Genomic DNA, 19497 nt, shown 5'->3' with positions numbered 1-19497 from the left:
TTATGAACAAAACCCTTTTTCGGAACCTATTTATTGTATTATCCTTCGTTGTGATACTCTTGCCCATTTACCCATCTATTCGGTCGTATTTCAGCAAAACATGTATTACCGAAAAATATGGAGTCAATTACAACGAGCAACGCAAAAAGCTGGGGCTATATCCCCTTCCAGCTAGCTGGGGCAGAAGGAACCTTGATTCCTGCATCATCTGGTATAATCCGAGCGGCAATATAGGGCGTCGCTGGAAAAACATCTATTTTAAAGGCTGCAGCATCAAAAAAGAACTCGATCTTTTTGCTTTCGGATATGATGCCGAAAAAAGACAATATACCAAGGTATTGGAAGTGACGACAGATTATGATTTACAGGAGAAAGTGTTGGATATCCGCTATAAAGTGCTGACCGCATCATACAGTAAACAGATCGAAAAAAAAGAAGCTGACTCATTGATCAGCACTTTAGCGCTAAATGACTCCAAGTGATCCTCCTGCAATAGTCCTTTTCATATACTCACTGTTTTTATTTCCAGATACGAAGTCTTTCAAATTCGCCATAACCTAACTGGTTGTTACCAGCAATCTGATAAAGTCCGACGCGCAGTCTTTTGCCGTTCAGATCGGGGCGTAGAAATGGTGTTCCGGGAAGATCCTTCCAGTCCATGCCATCTCCCGAGCAACGCAAAAAGAAATAATTACCGATCTTCTGAACCTGAAGGTAGGGCGAAAAATTTAGGGCCGTTCCTGTATTCTCTTCCTGAAAAATTTCTGGGCCGATGCTCCGCGAAAGATTGCCCAGGTTCCATCCCGTCAAAATACAATTGGTGATGTAGGCATTCTTACTATCCATGCGTTGAATCATGATACCGGCTTCACTTGATGTACGTGCTTTGCGGGCCAAGCCTGCCACATCGCTTACCTTAACCTCTAGCGTGAAATCGCCCTCCAACTCTTTATAAACAAAGGGGGCCAGAAGATCTGCATCACCCCATTTTGTATTTTTGGACTGGATTTTCCAGGCTCCATTCAGGTAGGAAAGTGCTGTCTGTGTACTGTCGGTTCTTTCACTATATTGATAACCATCCCAGAAAGGAATTTTCTGATCCTTGGCCGAATAGCTTTCATTGTGTGCTGGCTGTACCAATTGCGGCCTTTTCGCCGAAATCGCTTCCACTACCGGCTTACTGACATTGCCAAAGGCATCCTTCGCCAGAACTTCGATGGATTTTCCAGGTTCGAACGATTTAAAGAGATGGTAAGGCTGTTGCTTCCAGCCTGAACTTTCGCCCTCAGAACGGAATAGATACCACATTCCCAGCTTTTTTTCGACCTGTGCAAATACCTGATCGGCATTGATCAGACGCGGTGGAGAAAGCACTTGCGGAACATACCCGTCCAGCCCATTGGCCAAGCCTGCTTTCCACTGACTGAACTTCGCGTTTATCTCCTCTGACCTTAAAGTGCCAGCATAGGCGCGAAAGAAATGAAATGGATAAGCCAGTTCGATGCTAGTCTTATTTACCCGCAGCAGTTTGTTAGAAAACACCCGCTTTTCAGCCTTCCCATTGCGATAAAAACGCTTTTTTCCTTTATCATATACAAACATAGCATGTTGCCAGGCAGCGCCGTCGTACCAGTCAAAACCCAGCTTATACTGCTGCTGACGGAGAATGTCTGTTAGCGCCGCACTTTCAAAAGCCTTACCTTTCAATGCCAATCTATTTCCCGCTACCACCACCTCCGCATCGTCAAGGGCCACTAAGGTATCCTTTGCTGTTCCCTGGTTCCGCAAGGTGTTGAGCTTTCCTAGGTTTAAATCGTCAGTTTGCAGCGCAAAGAAATCCGATTTCGGGACTTCATTGGCCAACCTGGCCACTTCCTCCTCATCCAAACTCGTATTACATACCTGCAAACTGGATACATAGCCCGAAAAATGCTGATCCAGCACATCCGAAGCCCCCAGGACAAAAACATCTCCGGGCCTGACAAACAGCATCCTATTTTCCTTGCGCTGCAGCTTTCCGTCCACATAAATAGACTCCTGATAGCCGTCAAAAGAAAATACAATATGATGCCATACATTTGAGCCCGGAACCGATGCATATCCCAAATCAGGCCAAGAGCCATGCGTGATGGCCCCACGTCCGGGATCTGTACCATAACCAAAAATCGCTTTACTGAGATCCTGCTGCCCCGACGACCAAGCAACCAACTGTTCAAACCTAGCTATGTCCGGATTATTAACCCATAGCGCAATACTATAGGAACTATTTGCAGCCAACGACTGTGGCACAGCGAAAGTCGAGCGCAATGCAGTACCACCGTCAAAGAAGAATGCCTTTTTACCCTGATAATTTTTAACGGCGAAGGCATGTTCCGTACTGAACATCCCTCCGAGTAACCCTTTATTCTGAATACCTTTCACGTGTTGCCCCTCCTGGTAATTGGCCGCATCGATATGGATTAAATTACCCAATGCTATTTCCTTCACGGGCATCGTTTGTGCTGCAGACCAAAGTGTTTGTTGTGGAAGCTGCTGTGCATACACTTTCATGTTCCAAACGCCACGTGGAAGTCCATTCAATTGCGTGTTCAATACATGTAATCTAACGTATCTTGCCATAGCTTTGCCATGTTCAATAATAGGACTTGCCCAACGGTCATTATTCGAGCGATCTACAAAGCTTTTCCAGGCAAGACCATCCAAAGAGGTTTCGAGTCGGTATTGATAGGCATAAGTTGGGTATTCAAACTGAATGGATATGGTCTGTATATCCAGTCTCTTACCTAGGTCAATAGCTACCCAGGCTGGTCCTTGATTATTTTTGGGCCGCCATAGCGTTCCATTGTTGTTGTCGACTAAGAATGTAGGCCTAAAATCTGTATTGTAGTAAGACGAGGCCTTCACCGTTTTCCCAAAAGCCAAATCAACTGGCTCTGTGGCTGTTGGAAGCAAATCTGGCACACCAGCATGTGTAGGTCGCACAGGCTCAATATCGCCGTCTGGCCTAAAGAATAGCTCGTCCATGGCAACCTGACGGTGGAAGCCGCCCCCAGCATGTGGATTGTTATGCCTGTGATAGACGATGAAATAACGATTGTCCTGTTCAAGAACACTATGATGTCCCGGACCGTGAATACTGCCATCCTCGTTTGTAATCAATATCGGATTGGCCGATGGATATTCAAAAGGTCCCATGGGACCGATTTTACTTTTAACATATTGCACACGATAAGTACCATCTTCACAATGCCCCGAGGAGTACATCAGGTAATAGATGCCCTTACGCTTAAACATATAGGGTGCCTCAAAAAAGTCCTTTGCCACCGTATTGGGAATCAATGCTGTTTTTTCGAACGTTTTCATATCTCTGTTGAGTATCCCCACCCCACATCCATGATCGGGGTAGATTCCCCAGGTTCCCCAAAATAGATAGATGCGACCATCATCATCCCGAAAGGTTTGGCCGTCCAGGGTAATTACACCTGGAATCATATAATTAGGGATCATCGATTTGCCTTCGGCTACCCAAGGTTCCCAGGGGCCTGTGGGGCTGTCTGCCACTGCCCCAAAAATTTCTACAGGCTGACTATAATAGAGGTAATATCTTCCGTCGTATCCCTGCGTCATATCAGGAGCCCAGTACCAGTGTGTATTGGGCCAGTTCATGGGTTGAATGGTCCAGTTCTTAAAATCCCTGGATGTCCATACCTGTGATGGCCCTGCTCCCCAACCATTACCATCGGTGGTCGCATAGATATAATACGTATCTGCAATTTTCTTGATGCTCGGGTCCGCAAAATACCCAGGCAACAGTGGATTCAATACATTAGGCTGTTGGTAGGGTTTCAACGGCTGTGCCGCCAGCCCTGTAAGCGACATAACCAGTGCAACCAAAATAGCAAAAGAAAAATGATGTTTCATGATAACACAAAGTTTACAGGTACATAAAAAACGATATCGCCATTCAACTGACTTTATAACAAATAAAACCCAAGATAAGTGTCTATTTAACATTAAATTTATAACTTCGATCATCGCATTACAAATTTTGAGGGCTAATAGGTTAAAAATGGGCTATTGAAGGTTAAAATCTACCCATAAATCGAGGGTACAATCCTTCATCTTTGTAAGAACAATGATCTTCGGCGTATTAAATGAGCAATAACATGTCAAAAATGAATCTTAAAAAAAGCTATTGGATCCTATTTGCGCTCGTATGCACACAGTTGCCAAGCAGCGTATATAGCCAACAAGACGAACACCCCGTATGGAAAGCAGTCAAAGCACAGCAAGCCACTTTAGGCGTAGAAGAGGGTGCCAAAAACTTTACCCTCAAAAACCTCCATGTAGCTATCCTCAATGCATCGCAGACGCTATCTTCTTTTCGCCCCAACGGCGGCGAAAAAGATTTTGACTATACACCTGTTGAACTCCTGAGCAAAAGAGACCGCAATAAGTTTTTTCATATCGGTGATATCAATATCAGTTTACGCCGTCAGGGTGATACCCCCTGGACTTCCTACTCATCGGCGGCAGACCGTAAACATGTCATCCCAATAAATCCGGCAAAAAACTATCTTGCAAGCGCAGATATCAGCCCTACGCTCAACAATATTCCGTTGAAGGTTGTACGCAGCTGGCAAGATGACGGAGGCGATCTGATCCTGAGTTTTGAGATTTCAAATCCCAACGATTATCCCATCGAAATCGGCGCGCTGGGTATCCCACTTCCCTTCAACAACAATATGGATTGGAAAAATCTCGATCAGGCACATGCACAGAATGTCTTTTTCGATCCCTATATCGGCCAAGATGCGGGTTATCTACAGGTCAACCGCCTACATGGCAATGGACCGAGTCTACTGGTATTGCCCTATAAAAATGCAGGCTTTGAAGCCTACAATCCGCTCAATACAGACCCTACCCCCCGAAGTATTACCTTTGAGGGATTTCATGAATGGATGATCCACAGTAAGGCATATGCCGAGACTGATTGGAAAGGCGTAGAACAATGGAATACACCGACTTCTACCCTCTTGAAGGCACATGAATCAAAGACATTTGCTTTAAAATTTGTCCTCGCGCCAAGTATCCGGCAAATTGAATCGGAGTTATTGAAAAACAATAGGCCTGTTGCTGTTGGACTTCCCGGATATGTTGTCCCCATGGACAATCCCGCAAAACTCTTTGTTAAGCACAACAAAGCGATCAAAAGTGTCAGTGTCTATCCCGAAGGTGCATTGACCCTGACAAAAAAGGGAAGCACAGCACAGCAATGGACCGAATACGAAGTGAAGGGCAACCGTTGGGGACGTGCACGACTTACCATCAACTATGGGGATGGCATTACGCAGACGATCCACTATAAAGTGATCAAATCCGAAAAAGAAGTTGTACAGGATCTGGGCCATTTCCTCACCACCAAGCAGTGGTATGAAAATGACAAGGATCTCTTTGGCCGTTCACCATCCGTCATATCCTATGATTATGAAGAACAGCAGCCCATCACCCAAAATAGGAGCGCCTGGTTTGCAGGCCTCAGCGATGAAGCCGGAGCAGCAAGCTGGCTTGCCGCCCTAATGAAACAGGTCCTGCAGCCCGATCAACAGGAAATAGCCAAATTAAAACGTTTTGTCAATGAGACCCTCTACGGCCATATCCAGCATAAAGAAGGCGACAAGAAATATGGGGTTGTCAAAAGCCTTTTTTATTATGAACCAGACTCGATGCCAGCCGGTACCTACCGTTCGGATATCAACTGGAAAACCTGGTCTGCCTGGCCAAAAAAAGAAGCCGATGACATTGGGCGGTCCTACAATTATCCACATGTTGCGGCAGCACACTGGGTGATGTACAGGCTCGCCCGCAACTACAACAATCTGGTCAATGAGGAAACCTGGGACAAGTACCTCGAACGGGCTTATCAGACCAGTATCGCCATGGTCGAAAAAGCGCCTTATTACGCGCAGTTCGGTCAAATGGAAGGCAGTATCTTCCTTATCGTCCTCAATGATCTCCGTAAGGAAGGATTAACAACGATGGCCGACAAGCTTGAAGCCGCCATGCGCAAGCGGGCAGAGCATTGGAAAACCCTCAATTATCCATTCGGGAGCGAGATGCCATGGGATTCTACAGGTCAGGAAGAGGTATACCTTTGGTCGCGCTTTTTCGGCTTCGACGAAAAGGCTCAAGTGACGCTCAATGCCATCATTGCTTACATGCCTACCGTGCCGCACTGGGGTTACAATGGCAGTGCACGCCGTTATTGGGATTTTGTCTACGGCGGTAAGCTCTCCCGTATCGAGCGACAGCTGCATCATTATGGTTCGGCCCTCAATGCCATTCCCGTCCTTACAGCCTACCGCGACCATCCAGACGACTTCTACCTGCTCCGTATCGGACATGCAGGTATGATGGGTGCATTGGCCAATGTCACAGCAGACGGCTTTGGCCCGGGAGCATTCCACTCCTACCCATCCACACTGGCCAATGACGGCATCTCGGGCGATTATGGAACCGGCTTTTACGGGTATGCCGTCAATTCGGGGACCTATATTGTCGAACATCCCGAATTTGGCTGGCTGGCTTTCAGCGGTAATCTAAAAACCGAAAAACAGCAGGTCAAGGTTGCCCTGACTACAGCTTCCAAAGGACGTGTCTTCCTGGCAAAAGAAAATCTTTGGTTGACCACAGATGCCGGAGAAATTGCCGAATTGCACTACGATCAAAAAGACCATAGCGTCACCCTGATCTTCAATAATGAAGCAAAACAAAACAGCACAAATATTCTGCTCAATGTAAATCCCGAAAGCCATTATGAGGTGGAAGGAATAAACCAAGATCCATTGAATCGCTATGTAATACCCCTATCAACAAAAACAGTAAAATTGAAAAAGCTGAAGTAGAAAAGAATCCATACAATGGCCTACTAAAACATGGGCTATCTCTTCGCCAGCATCCATGCTAGAAACACAAGCGATCATAAGACTTCAAAAAGCGGGCTTTCATTTAGATGGAAGCCCGCTTTGGTTTCGTAGCAGCAGCGCAGTTCAATTTATTTAAAAAATAATCTACTAAATTTATAGACTTTATTTTTTATTCCCTATATTTGCTTATCGTATTCAATCAACTAAACTTTTTTAACATTTAAGATCCCTTATGAAAAATCAACAATTCCACATTGCATCCATGCGAATGTGTTGCTAACACAAAACTACAGTGTTCTGCTGTAGAAACATTCCCCTAGAAATCCTGCAAGTAATCAATTGGCGTTGGCACTTGTTTAATTTTTAACTATTAATCCAAATTTTATGAAAAACATTGGAGTACGGCTGTATTCTATCTATTTTCTATTGTTCTTTTTTTGGGTACAACCCACTTATTCACAGAACAAGCCCAAACCTATCGTAAACGCTACCCTTGAGGGCCATATCATTGACGCTTCTACCAAACAGCCTATAGAAGATGTCACTGTACAATTGGATGCTGTTACCCACTCTGTGAAAACCGACAGGGAGGGTAGGTTTCAATTTGTTACTGGACAGAAGCTCCCCTTTAAGGTCAAGCTGACGCATCTCAACTACAAGTCGCTATCTCTTGTGATCGACAAAAGTCCCATTGTTATTGAGCTCAGCCCAGCAAGCAAAGACCTGGAAGAAGTCGTGGTAACAGGTGTTGCACAAGGCACAAGCCGCAAAAAGCTATCCTTTGCATTAACCAAAGTAGATCAGGAGCTGATCGGCACCGTTCCTGCTCTCGATGCTTCCACGAGTTTACGCGGAAAAGTCGCCGGCCTCCGCATCGACCAGTCGGGTGGCAATGCCGGAGCGTCGGTATATCTCCGTGGATCAAAGTCGGTAACCGGAGAAATCGAACCCTTGATCGTTGTGGATGGCTTCGTCACAGCCCTCCGTCTTTCAGATCTTAATCCCAACGATATTGAGAGCATCGAAGTTGTTAAAGGAGCTGCAGCTTCGGCCTTATATGGAACCCGTGGCGAGGGCGGGGTCATTCAGGTGTTGACAAAAAACGGTAAAAAGGAAGGAAAACTGAATATCAGTATAGATAATGAACTTGGTTACTCGAGTCTGTTATTACTTCCCCCCCTATCCTATCAGCATCATTTCAAGGTCAATCCAGACGGATCTTTTCTGTTGGTCAATGGTGCCCGCGTGATCGACTACAAGGAAAATGGTTTTTCGGTCAATCTGCATCCCTATAAAGACTATGTGGACAATACCAAAAATCTATTGGGTCGGACCAGCTATTTTACAAATTCCATCTCGGCCGCAGCAAGTGGTGAAAAATACAACATCTATTTATCCGCACAGAACCAACATAAAGGCGGAGTTTCACCAGTGGTCGATGCAGACAAAAGACAGAACATTCTATTCAATCTTGGTTACCGCGTTTCACCCAAAATTACAGCCGATCTAACCACACAGTATAGCTTCTTCAATACACCTTCGAGTGCTGTATCCAGCCGTTCGGATGGACTGCTTTATTCGACTTTACTTGTCGAGCCTTTTATCGATCTCAGCGAAAAGAATGAATCGGGAAAATATGTCTACCTACCCAAAGGGAGTAATCTTTCAGGACAGCAATGGACCAATCCTTTCTATCGACTGAGCAATGAGGAATACGCCTATCAGACCGAGAATCTGCTGTTGGGCGGAAAACTAAAATATGCAATTACCGAACACCTGAGTGCCGAAGGTGCCCTTTCCTTACAGACAAAACAATATAATACCGAAGAATACTATCCTAAAGGTTATCAGACCATTGTCCCGGATGTCAGTTTGAATAATGGAAACTATGCTTTAAGAACCTCTAAAAGCACCAGCAAAAATGGCCAGCTACAATTAAATTACAACCGCAGGAATGGTAATCTGGATTGGGGGCTTACCGCCAAATATGTGTATGAATTTGCATCGCAGACAGGTTTCAATGCTTCCGGTCGAAATCTTACGGCCCCAGTCAAAAGCCTGGATGTGACAGAACCGAGCACGAGGGTCATTTCATCCAATTGGGAAAAAACAGTTAACCACGGCTATTTCCTCAACGCCAAGTTTGCTTGGGCAGACAAGCTATTTGTCGATGCCTTGGGCCGGCTCGATCAGAGTTCACGATTTGGCCGCGATGTAGGTACAGCCTTTTTCCCCCGAATTTCTGCCGCCTACCGTTTGACGCAGGATATCAAGCTCGATCCATTGACAGAGTTTAAGCTGCGGGTGGCATATGGAAAAGCGGGAAGCCTTCCTCCCTTTGGAGCCAAAGACAGCCGCGTCAGCATCACCAATACAGGGGGGGTCAGTTATACACAAAATGACAATACCGACCTGAAGCGGGCAGTTACCGCGGAAACGGAACTTGGTTTTGATGCCGTTTTATTTAAGCGACTGAATGTGCAGTTCAACTATGCTTTTTCAAATAGTACCAACGATTTTATTTCTGTCCCAGCCTTTACACCGATTTCGGGCTCAGCAAGCATCTACGACAATCTAGGCGCTGTAAAATCAAATTCTTTCGAACTGGAGGTCAATGGAAAAGTGCTCGAGCATAAAAAGTTTAGCTGGTCATCAGGCCTTACTTTCAGCCGCGTCCGTAGCCGGATTACCTCGCTGGGCGATGTTCCAGAGTTTACATACAACGGTTATCGAAAAGCTGTCGGCGCCAGTACCACCGCAATTTATGGGTACAGTATCCACTCGGATCTCGCGCAGTTGCAAACCAATGCCGACGGTTTTGTCATCAATGCCGGTAACGGTACCAAACGGGTTGAAGACTATGTGGTAAATGACTTTGGTGTTGTGGTAGAAAAAGCAGCTTTGGGTACGGCAAATGAAGCTCCCGTATTTTATGTCAATGCTGCAACTGGCAATGCCAAAATTATCGGCGATGCCAATCCAGATTTTTTACTGGGCTTTACCAACACCTTTAATTATGGGCGTTTTTCACTTTACAGCGTGCTGGATTGGCAACAAGGGGGACAGAAATTCAATGAAACCGCACAATATCTGACCTATGTCTACCGCTCGGAATTTTCTGACCGGAGTGCCGCCGCAGGCAAACCGCTAAACTTTACCACCCAGGTATTCAACGCCTCACAAGTGACAGATTATTGGATCGAAAAAACGACCTATTTGGCCCTTCGCGAGCTTTCGTTATCCTATAAACTCCCAACAGAAAAACTAGGTCTTTCCAAGGTTCTGAAAAACGCCAATCTATCCCTTATCGGCAGAAACCTCTTTATCTGGACAAACTATAAGGGAGTTAATGTTGATGGAATCGGACAGGATGGATTCAACTACCCTACCTACCGTATTATTTCAGGGAAACTCACCTTCAATTTTTAACCTAATCAGACAAAGTAAAACATGAAGAAGATATTTTTTGGTTTAGCCGTTCTTTTCTCACTAGGCTCATGCGAATCAATCGGATTCGATGACCCCTCGACATTGACGAATGCCGAAGCCATAGAAAAGATAAAAAGTTTGGGTTATGTACTCACAACAAGCAGTGTGCAAACCGCCTTTAATACCACGACCAATAACGCTGGTGGCTCCCATTTTAGTCTTTGGGCAGACCAGTCAACCAATACCAACGGCAGCCAGTCCTGGTGGGATTTTGCGAACGAACCGCGGTTACGTTTGAACAACAATTCCGCTTACCGCGGTAATGCAGCCGTTCGTGAAGTGTATTCCAATTTCTATCAGTCCAATCTGGATGCCACCAAAGTGATCGACCTGATCGAGAATCAAAAGTTGACCATCTATGATGACAAGGGTGCCGACCGGACCAAAGACTGTCTTATTGGTGCCTACTATGCAAAAGGTGTCTCCCAAGGTTACCTGGGCGCAATATTCGACCGCGGATTGATTGTCGATGATGTCAACCTTAAACTCAAGGAGTTTCCCAATTCCTATAAAGAGCTGATCGAGAATGGCATCAAACATCTTGATAAGACCTTGCAGCTTATTGCCGAAACACCCAACCTGAATTTCGATTTTTTAAAGGGTGTCACCATTTCCAAAGGCGATCTCGTATTGCTGATCAATTCGCTTTCTGCTCGGATCCTTTCCTCCGTAGCACGGGATAAGGCCGAAGCAGAAAATCTGGGTTCCCCTTATTGGAACAGAGTTCTTGCCTATGCCAACAAAGGCTTTACCACCGATTACACCATCACCACTACCGTGGGCGGCTACTACAATGCCCTGGTCGATGTACTCGAACGCCCGTACGGAACAGCCTCCTATGTTCCTGCAGATATCAAAATCGCTTATCTGGCGGATAAAACAAAAAAAACTCCCACAGCCTACCCCACCAACAACAGCATTATCTTGAGTCCTATTGAATCTGACGACAAACGTTTCTACCAATATTTTACTTACACAAGCAACTTTGGTATTCTGCTGGAAGCCAGAGGAAGGGGGCTGTTCAGCAATTACATGCGTTCCCGGTGGATGTATCCCAAACTGTCTACCCTCAATGTTGCCGGCGCTGTCAATCCTTACTTTTTGGCCGAAGAAACACGCTTATTGCGGGCAGAAGCAAAATACTGGTTGAAAGATTACGATGGTGCTGCCGCTGAGCTGAATGCTTCGACAGCCTCCCGCAAACAAAAGGGAGGTCTTCCTGATGTGATAGCCAACGCCAGTGCCCTACGCGATGCCATTCATTATGAATATGCCATAGAAATAGATGGGGCGGGTGGTACTTTTGTACCCTTCACCTTTATGCGGAGAAATGATCTGCTACAGGGCGGCACGCCCACCCAGTTTCCGATACCACAGATCCAACTGGAACTCATCGGAGAACCTGTCTACACCTTCGGTGGGAATGAGTCTGCCGGTGAAAAAGGCAAATTTGGTGAGCTTGGTACAGCCCGCGACAATGGCTGGAAGCCAGCTTCAAAATAATCAAACAGCACACCATTCTGTCGAACTAACCCCGTTTATATATATGCCTTCTGTTTTCCGCGCTGCACACAGCAGCGTGGAAACAAAGGCTATTTTTTTACAGCGCTTTTTAGCTCAGCAGTTTTTGCTGAAATGCAAAACGGATCAGATCGGCCGTATTTTTGCTTTTGGTTTTGTCCATCAGGTTCTGACGGTGCCCTTCGACAGTCCGTTTGCTCAAAAAGATCTTATCCGCAATTTCCACAGCGGTGAAACCCTGCGCAATGAGTTCCAGTACGGCAAATTCTCTTTCTGTGATTTCATACTGCGACAGCCGTGAAGTAACATCAACATTCGCGCTATTCTCAACATCAAAATTTTCCATAAACCGTAGACCGAAATTGGTCATCAGATATTTATGCCCATGAGATAAACGTAACAATCCAAATAAGATTTCATCATAATCCCCCCCTTTAGATAGATACCCGTCTGCGCCACTCCGAAAAGCTTCGGCTACATCAACCGGATCTTCAATCATGGAAAGCACAGCAAACCTAAGATCAGGATATATTTTTTTGGCCATTCGGATGAAACTTACACCATCCATGCCCTGCATATTCAGGTCCGTTAAAACCAGATCTGGCAATGCATTTTGTTCAAGATAGATTAATGCATCCTCTGCACTGTCTACTTCCCCTACCACCGAAAGCTTGTCGTGGGTATCAATAATCAAGCGTATCCCATTTCGCACAAGTCGATGGTCATCAACTAAAAGAATTTTAGTCATTTTTCCTCCAATCCTACCAAGATAATCTATTTTTTTAATTAAGTTATTTTTTAAAATAAGTTCACGTAAAAATCCCCTCCAGTTCTACTTGACCTTTCGCCATATCTTTTCATTACCCACCTGATTATAGTGGGGTGCCAGCGCAGAAAAGCGCAGTGTCTCCTGACTGCCTAAGGCAAGGTAGCCGAATGTTTCGAGGCTCTCATCAAAAAGAGACAATACTCTGGCCTGCAGTTCTGTATCAAAATAGATCAGCACATTGCGACATAGAATCAGCTGAAAAGCATTAAAAGAAGCATCACTCACCAGGTTGTGAGAAGCAAAAACAATGCGTTCTCGCAAGGTGGAATTGAGTTTTACCCAGTTATAGTTCGCGGTATAGTACGATGAAAAATCTGCTTTACCGCCCGAAAGCTGATAATTTTCAACATAAGATTTTAGGTTTGCCATCGGGATGACAGCCTTCTTTGCCTGCTCGAGCACCGAGGGGTTGATATCGGTGCCGTAGATCAATGATTTGTGCAGCAGATTGTCTTCCTGCAATAGGATTGCCAGTGAGTAAGCTTCCTCACCTGTTGCACAGCCCGCTACCCAGATGCGGATAAAGGGCGAAGTACGCAATTTGGGAAGGATTTCATGGCGAAGATTTGCGAAAAAGCTTGGGTCACGAAACATTTCGGTCACATTCACCGTCATCTTTTCAACAAATCGCTGCAGGTATTCCGGATCGTGGACAACACGATAACGTAGCTCTGCGAAACTCGCAAAATTATCCAGCAGGCAAAGCTGGTTGATCCGCCGCGATAAGGATGCTTTCGTATAGTGGGTAAAGTCGTAACCATAGAGACGCTCCACATCCTCCATCAGAATCATGACCTGCTCTTGGCTGACAATTTTTTTCCCTGTGGTCATCCCGCTATTTCTCTTATCATCTGCACAAGCAGTTCAATGTCGATTGGTTTCGAGATATAGCCGTTTGCCCCCGCAGACAGACATTTTTCACGATCGCCAGTCATAGCCTGTGCCGTCACGGCGATAATAGGCAATTCACTTGCGTTCCATGACTGACGGATCAGCTTGGTGGCTTCATAGCCGTCTATCTCGGGCATCATCATATCCATAAGCACAACACATATGCCGCCATGATCCCGTAACTGAACAAGTCCTTCTTCTGCAGACAGACTGCCCATCGCCTGAAAACCTCTTGACTTCAAGGCCAATTTCAACGCAAATATATTGTTCTGATCATCGTCGATGATCAATATGGTTTTGTTTTTATCCATGCTCCTTATTTATTGCGTTATTATTCATACAGCCATACGCGCAAGAGAGACAATAGCTGATCGATATCCACCGGTTTGGATATATAGTCAGACGCTCCTGCGGCAATACATTTTTCCCTATCCCCCATCATTGATTTGGCTGTAACAGCAATAATGGGCATGTTTTCGTATCGCTGATCTTTTCGGATCGAAGCAATCGTTTCGTAACCATCCATTTCGGGCATCATCATATCCATCAGGATCACCGCCACATCCGGATTATCTTCCAGCTGTTTCAGCGCATCTTTTCCGTCCGTTGCCGGCACCACGGTCATCTGATATTTTTCGAGCGCTTTGGTTAGCGAGAAAATATTTCGGATGTCGTCATCCGCTACAAGTACCTTTTTTCCCTGCAGAACATCCCGCAAAAAGCCAAGTCTACCCGGCGATTTGGTAGAAGGACCATTATTTTCCTCTACGAGATGTAGAAATAAACCTACTTCGTCCAAAATACGCTGATAGGAATTAGCCGTTTTTACAATGATAGAATCCGCATACCGTTTTAATTTCATTTCCTCTACCTGCGAGAGGTTCTTACCGGTAAATACAATAATCGGCAAATTTTCAAGGCCTTGGTTTCGTTTCACAGCCTCCAATGTCTCGTAGCCAACGCGGTCCGGAACCCCCATATCAAGTATCACGCAGTCGGCAGAGTCTGAGCTCAGCGCCACAATGCTATCTTCTACATTGCTCTTAATCTCCGAGGCAATGTCAAAACTTTCAAGGAAGAGCGACAGCGCCGCCGCATGTTTGGGATTTTCTTCAACGATCAGTACTTTTTTGGGATGTCGCGTGAGGGCATCTTCTATTTTACGGAACATATCCCCCATCTGTTCCAATGCCATCGGTTTATTGATAAAGTCTATGGCGCCCTGAAGCAGGCTTTCTCTTTTAACCTGTAAAGAAGACATAATATGCACAGGTATATGACGAGTCTTGGGGTTTTCCTTGATCTCAGCCATTACCTGCCAGCCATCTTTAAGTGGAAGCTGAATATCCAATAGGACCGCCAGCGGCATATAACGTGCCACCATCTCCGCCGCGATATCACCACGGACTACCACGATACCTTTGTAGTTTTGCTGACGCGTATATTTCAGCAGGATCTTTGCGAACTCAATATCATCTTCAACAATCAAGATAAAGCGGTCGCCTGCGACGATGCTATCGCGATCATCCGGAATATCGGCTGGAATAGGAATCTCAGGCATCCTTTCCATGGCCTGCACTGCCACTTGTGAATCTTGCCCCACTACGGCGTGCCCCACCGTTTCAACGTCTGTTTCTCCGATCATTGGTCGCTGCAATTCCGTAGCAAATATGGATGGCATGTTGCCCGAAATCTGCTCCGGAAGGATGAGGCGGAAAATACTGCCTTTGTTTTCTTCGCTATCCAGCAAGATTTCGCCACCGAGTAGGCGCGCCAGTTCCCGACTGATCGAGAGCCCTAGTCCAGTGCCCCCAAATTTGCGGCGTGTAGAACCGTCTGCTTGTTGAAAAGCCTCAAAAATCAGATGCTGTTTGTCTTTTGGTATTCCTATTCCAGTATCGCGTACTTCAAATACGATACGGTTTCTCTGCGACTGTTCGCGGTCAATATGCAGGGTAACCTTACCCGAAGCTGTAAATTTGATGGCATTCGACAATAGATTACGTAAAATCTGATCCAGGCGCTGCTTGTCTGTTTCGAGCTGCATCGGCAAACCCTCCGCGGCGCTCATTTCTAATCCGAGCTGCTTATCCGCGGCGATTGGTCCGAACATAGCCGTCAGTCCATTCAGTATATCGGTAAAGAATACAGGCTGTACATCCAGATCCATTTTTCCGGATTCTATTTTGGAAAGGTCCAGAATCTCGTCTATCAAGGTCAGCAGGCTCTTTCCAGAACTCTGGATCACAGCTGCCGATTCCATCTGTTCTTCATTGAGGTTGCCATCCGAATTTTCGGCCATCAAACGGGAAAGTAACAGAATTGAATTGAGTGGTGTACGCAGTTCATGCGACATATTGGCCAAAAATTCAGACTTATAGCGTGTACTTTGTTCCAGCTCCGCCGCCTTTTTCTGAATTTCCTGATTGCGTTCGGCAATTTCAACATTTTTATCTTCCAACAGTTTGGAGCGTTCCTCCAATTCGTGGTTAGACTGTACCAGTTCTTCCTGCTGCACACGGAGTTCCTCCTCCGACGCCTGCAATTTATGCGTATGCATTTCGAGGCTCGAATTAAGGGATTCCAATTCGGTATGCTGTGCCTGCAGCTCTTCGGTCTGTGCCTGAGTTTCTTCCAATAAATTCTGGACCACCAATCTGGCCTGCGCCGCCGCAAGTGTAGTACCTACTTTTTGCACTGCATCTCTAAAAAATGCCAGCTGTATCGAAGAAAAGGGCTGTAATGAACCCAGCTCCATCACACCGATACATTGGTTCCCCTCAAAAACAGGCAAGATAAAAAGGTTGTTCACCTGCACCTTTCCGATAGCAAAACTGATAACATAGCTGCTATTTTCGAGGTTTTCGAATAACTTTTCTTTCTCGTCTTTAAAGACCTGACCGACCATGCCTTCTCCTGGAGCGAAGCGCTTATGGTCGAGATCTTCGAGCCCATAGGATCCCCTTAAGACAAGTTCATCCTGTTCCATCAGGTAAATGGCACCATTGACACAATTGCCATATTTTGTCAGATGCCCCAGTGTAACGGCTGTAAGCTCTTCCTGCTGTTTATTACCCATCAAGAGGTTGCTCAGCTGGGTTAGTCCGGCCTGGTGCCAGTTGTTATTACTGAGTACATCAAAAGACGTTTTGAGCGATCTGGCCATTTCATTGAGGGATCCCGTCAAGCTGCCCAGATCATCCTGTTCGCCATCCTGAATCTGCATATCGTAATTACCGGCAGCAATCTCGCGCGCTATACGCTGGGTAATGCTCAGTCGGCGCTGGATCTCCTCATCTTTTCGTTTCAGGTCATGCTGCAACTCCTCGCGCTTAAAGAAATCTGTCCTGAGCCGGAAGTAAAAAAACAGTGTAATCAGCAACGAAACTGCCGCAGCCAATAAAACAAATATGGAGGTGTATCCCGAAGAGCGTGTAAGTTCATCCGAACGTCGATTGAGCAGCGATTCTTCTTTATCTATGATTTTGCTGATCAGCAAACGGCAACTGTCCATATAGGTTTTGCCTTCTTCAAGCTGGGCAACAGAGACCATACCGCCCCGTTTTTTGATGTTCACCAAATTCTCTAATCGATCCAGTCGAGACTGAACAAGTGTTGACAGGGTATCAATCACCTGTTGCTGCGCTGGATTATCAGCCGTAAGATCGTGTGCGCGGCTCAGCGACTGGGGCAAGGACTGAAGACCATTTTTGTAGGGATCGAGAAACTTTTCCATCCCCGTCAGCAAGTACCCACGCTGGCCCGTTTCTGCATTTTGCAGATCCTGCAGAATTTTATTGACACGGCTCATGACCCGTCGGCTGTGGTCAACCATCGCACTATTATGGATCTGCTTACGGATACTCACATAAGAAGCCGTTGAACTCGCTAACAGGATCAACAGTGAAATTCCAAAACCTACCTGCAGGTTTCTTAAAATAGTTTTAGGCATGCTTTTCAACAATTGAGTTAAGACAATGCCAACTGATGGTCTAGATGGCCGCCAAATATAACAATAGGGAGCTTAAATTAAATCCCGTGTGGCCAGGCCCCAACCATCTTACCGTATTTTAACAAAAACTTACGTATTTATCCCCCTTCAGCAATCTTGCTGGCAATGATAGCCGAGGTAGCGGCGCAAAAATCTAGGCCCGAATAATCCGGATTATAGCCGCCCATGTAAGGTACAGCCATCATGAAAAGACGTTGACTGGCATTGCCGCTGTGGTCTACCAGCCGGAAGCTGTCGTCTATCTTTACCCCGGGTACCTGCAAAAAAATGGCGCCATCCGGAGCCACAAACATATGGTCGTTTCCTGCCAGCATTTGTTCTTTGGCCTGTTCCACTGAACGAAATCGCAAGTAAGCTGGACTGACATTGCCATTCTCAACTAAACTCTTGAAAGGAAATTCTTCAAAGTTCAACGGTCGCTGTCCTACACAATCCACAAATGTCTTATAATGGGTTTTTACTTCTATCCCAGATTCATCGGTATAAAGATAGTTAGCGCCGCGGTCGCTCGCAGGTTCAACCCGACTTTCCGTACCAACATTGATCACTTCCAGCCGACCAGCATCGCGCAGTGCGAGCAGCTCACGACTGGAACTCTGCGGCACAAAAGCGATGACCATGGAAATCAACGGCATCAGTACTTTTTTTAAACGCAGCATATCTTCGGCAGACATATATTTGGCCGGGTAATTTAGCGTAAAGCTCAAGGCAGAAAGCACTTCTTTCCAATAGATAGACTTGCGCCTTCTGATAGATTTCAGCGCCTGTTCGTGCTCCTGGCGAAATCCCTCGAAGGCATCTTTCTGTTCCCTTAAACTGAGCACTGCTTCTACAAAGTCTTCCAGACTGAGCTTTTCCACAATTGCGTAAAAGTCGGGATCCTTTTCCTTGAACTGCGCTTTAAAATTACGATCGAACAGAAAATCCAGCGACACGAAACCTTCATTTTCAAGTCTGTTAAGCATAAGTTCCTCTTCGGAGATCAAGAGCTTGTTGGCTAGGAAAGGTTCTTCCTGATGGAAGCGGATCGCAGGTAAAAGACCACTTCGGGTATGCATCAATAACTTAAAATTTTCACTTCCCGGGTCGATCTGATACCTTAACTCTCCTGTTTCCAGCGCGTCAAAAGAACCATTGTGGCGTGCTAGTGTACGGATAGCATCGATTGCTGTGAGCGAAGCGCCACGTAAGCCTACTGCATGATCTGTTTTTAAAGCGAGCTTTGACGGCGGATAGGGCGATTCAAAATAATGTTCTACATTGCCCTCATACCTGGTTGGCCATTTATGTCCGGTACAGATGATAACCTTGTCTACGATATGAGTATCGGTGCTGCCCACCAAGATTTTAACCTGCATCTGGCTATCGAGATCAATGATATCACTTACCTGGCTGCCGAGATGAATCTGTGTTTCTATCCCCTTTTCATCAGCCATCCGTTTCAATACCATAAACTGCTCCGAAAGGTAGCGGCCAAGGAGCAGCCGTGGCACCACTTTGTAACGATTAAAATCGTCAACATCGATTCCATAGCTTCGGAGCGTGGTCTCCGATAAGGATTGAACATAATCCTCAATCGTCGAAACCAGTTCGGGAATTTCATGATCCGATACATTAGTTAGATGCTCCGATGTGGCACCTTCGTAACTATAAGGCATCCCTGCCCCCAATTGCTTACGGGACTCAAAAATAGCTACTTTGAGACCGGCTATATTGTTTTCGATCAATCTTTTGTACATAAACAGGCCACTGGGTCCACCCCCGATAATGGCTACATGAATGTTTTGTTGCATAGTTTTCGTTGCGCTGCCTAAAGGACAGTATTCGGT

The 19497-nt window shown here is 45.8% G+C and carries 10 protein-coding genes; 4 read left to right on the top strand and 6 right to left on the bottom strand.

Features of this window, described 5'->3' with window-relative positions; translation table 11 throughout:
* Positions 1–2 precede the first annotated feature (2 nt).
* Positions 3–482, top strand: coding sequence for a hypothetical protein (locus ACHWSC_RS06050; protein ID WP_394676174.1), 480 nt, complete (start codon positions 3–5; stop codon positions 480–482).
* Between the two features lie 37 nt (positions 483–519).
* Here the strand turns inward: ACHWSC_RS06050 and ACHWSC_RS06045 are convergent, their stop codons facing one another.
* Positions 520–3921: a family 43 glycosylhydrolase gene (locus ACHWSC_RS06045; protein ID WP_394676173.1), complete on the bottom strand. Its 3402-nt coding sequence runs from the start codon at positions 3919–3921 to the stop codon at positions 520–522.
* Between the two features lie 254 nt (positions 3922–4175).
* Here ACHWSC_RS06045 and ACHWSC_RS06040 point away from each other — a divergent pair, with 254 nt between their 5' ends.
* The 3 genes from ACHWSC_RS06040 to ACHWSC_RS06030 all read left to right on the top strand — a co-directional run bounded on the left by ACHWSC_RS06040 (position 4176) and on the right by ACHWSC_RS06030 (position 11918).
* A complete protein-coding gene (locus tag ACHWSC_RS06040; RefSeq protein WP_394676172.1) occupies positions 4176–6905 on the top strand; it encodes a DUF5695 domain-containing protein in 2730 nt (909 codons plus the stop codon).
* Positions 6906–7310: 405 nt separating this feature from the next.
* Positions 7311–10355 carry a SusC/RagA family TonB-linked outer membrane protein gene (locus ACHWSC_RS06035; RefSeq protein WP_394676171.1) on the top strand — a complete coding sequence of 1015 codons (3045 nt, stop codon included), beginning with the start codon at positions 7311–7313 and terminating at the stop codon, positions 10353–10355.
* A 21-nt stretch (positions 10356–10376) separates the two neighbouring features.
* Positions 10377–11918: a hypothetical protein gene (locus ACHWSC_RS06030; RefSeq protein ID WP_394676170.1), complete on the top strand. Its 1542-nt coding sequence runs from the start codon at positions 10377–10379 to the stop codon at positions 11916–11918.
* A gap of 109 nt (positions 11919–12027) precedes the next feature.
* Here ACHWSC_RS06030 and ACHWSC_RS06025 read toward each other — a convergent pair whose 3' ends face one another.
* The 5 genes from ACHWSC_RS06025 to ACHWSC_RS06005 all read right to left on the bottom strand — a co-directional run bounded on the left by ACHWSC_RS06025 (position 12028) and on the right by ACHWSC_RS06005 (position 19461).
* Positions 12028–12684 carry a response regulator transcription factor gene (locus ACHWSC_RS06025; RefSeq protein WP_075993578.1) on the bottom strand — a complete coding sequence of 219 codons (657 nt, stop codon included), beginning with the start codon at positions 12682–12684 and terminating at the stop codon, positions 12028–12030.
* An 84-nt stretch (positions 12685–12768) separates the two neighbouring features.
* Positions 12769–13596: a CheR family methyltransferase gene (locus tag ACHWSC_RS06020; RefSeq protein ID WP_394676169.1), complete on the bottom strand. Its 828-nt coding sequence runs from the start codon at positions 13594–13596 to the stop codon at positions 12769–12771.
* Entirely contained in the window at positions 13593–13967 is a 375-nt protein-coding gene (locus ACHWSC_RS06015; RefSeq protein ID WP_394676168.1) for a response regulator, read from the bottom strand. Before ACHWSC_RS06015 ends, ACHWSC_RS06020 begins: the two co-directional genes overlap by 4 nt.
* 20 nt (positions 13968–13987) lie before the next feature.
* Entirely contained in the window at positions 13988–17608 is a 3621-nt protein-coding gene (locus ACHWSC_RS06010; RefSeq protein WP_394676167.1) for a response regulator, read from the bottom strand.
* Between the two features lie 137 nt (positions 17609–17745).
* On the bottom strand, positions 17746–19461 hold the full coding sequence (locus ACHWSC_RS06005) for an FAD/NAD(P)-binding protein (protein ID WP_394676166.1): 1716 nt from the start codon (positions 19459–19461) through the stop codon (positions 17746–17748).
* Between the last annotated feature and the right edge of the window lie 36 nt (positions 19462–19497).

The sequence above is a fragment of the uncultured Sphingobacterium sp. genome, from assembly GCF_964277905.1.
In the GTDB taxonomy this organism is placed as follows: domain Bacteria; phylum Bacteroidota; class Bacteroidia; order Sphingobacteriales; family Sphingobacteriaceae; genus Sphingobacterium; species Sphingobacterium siyangense.
Note: the sequence above shows the minus strand (reverse complement) of the source record. Positions and strands in the feature narration are given on the sequence as shown.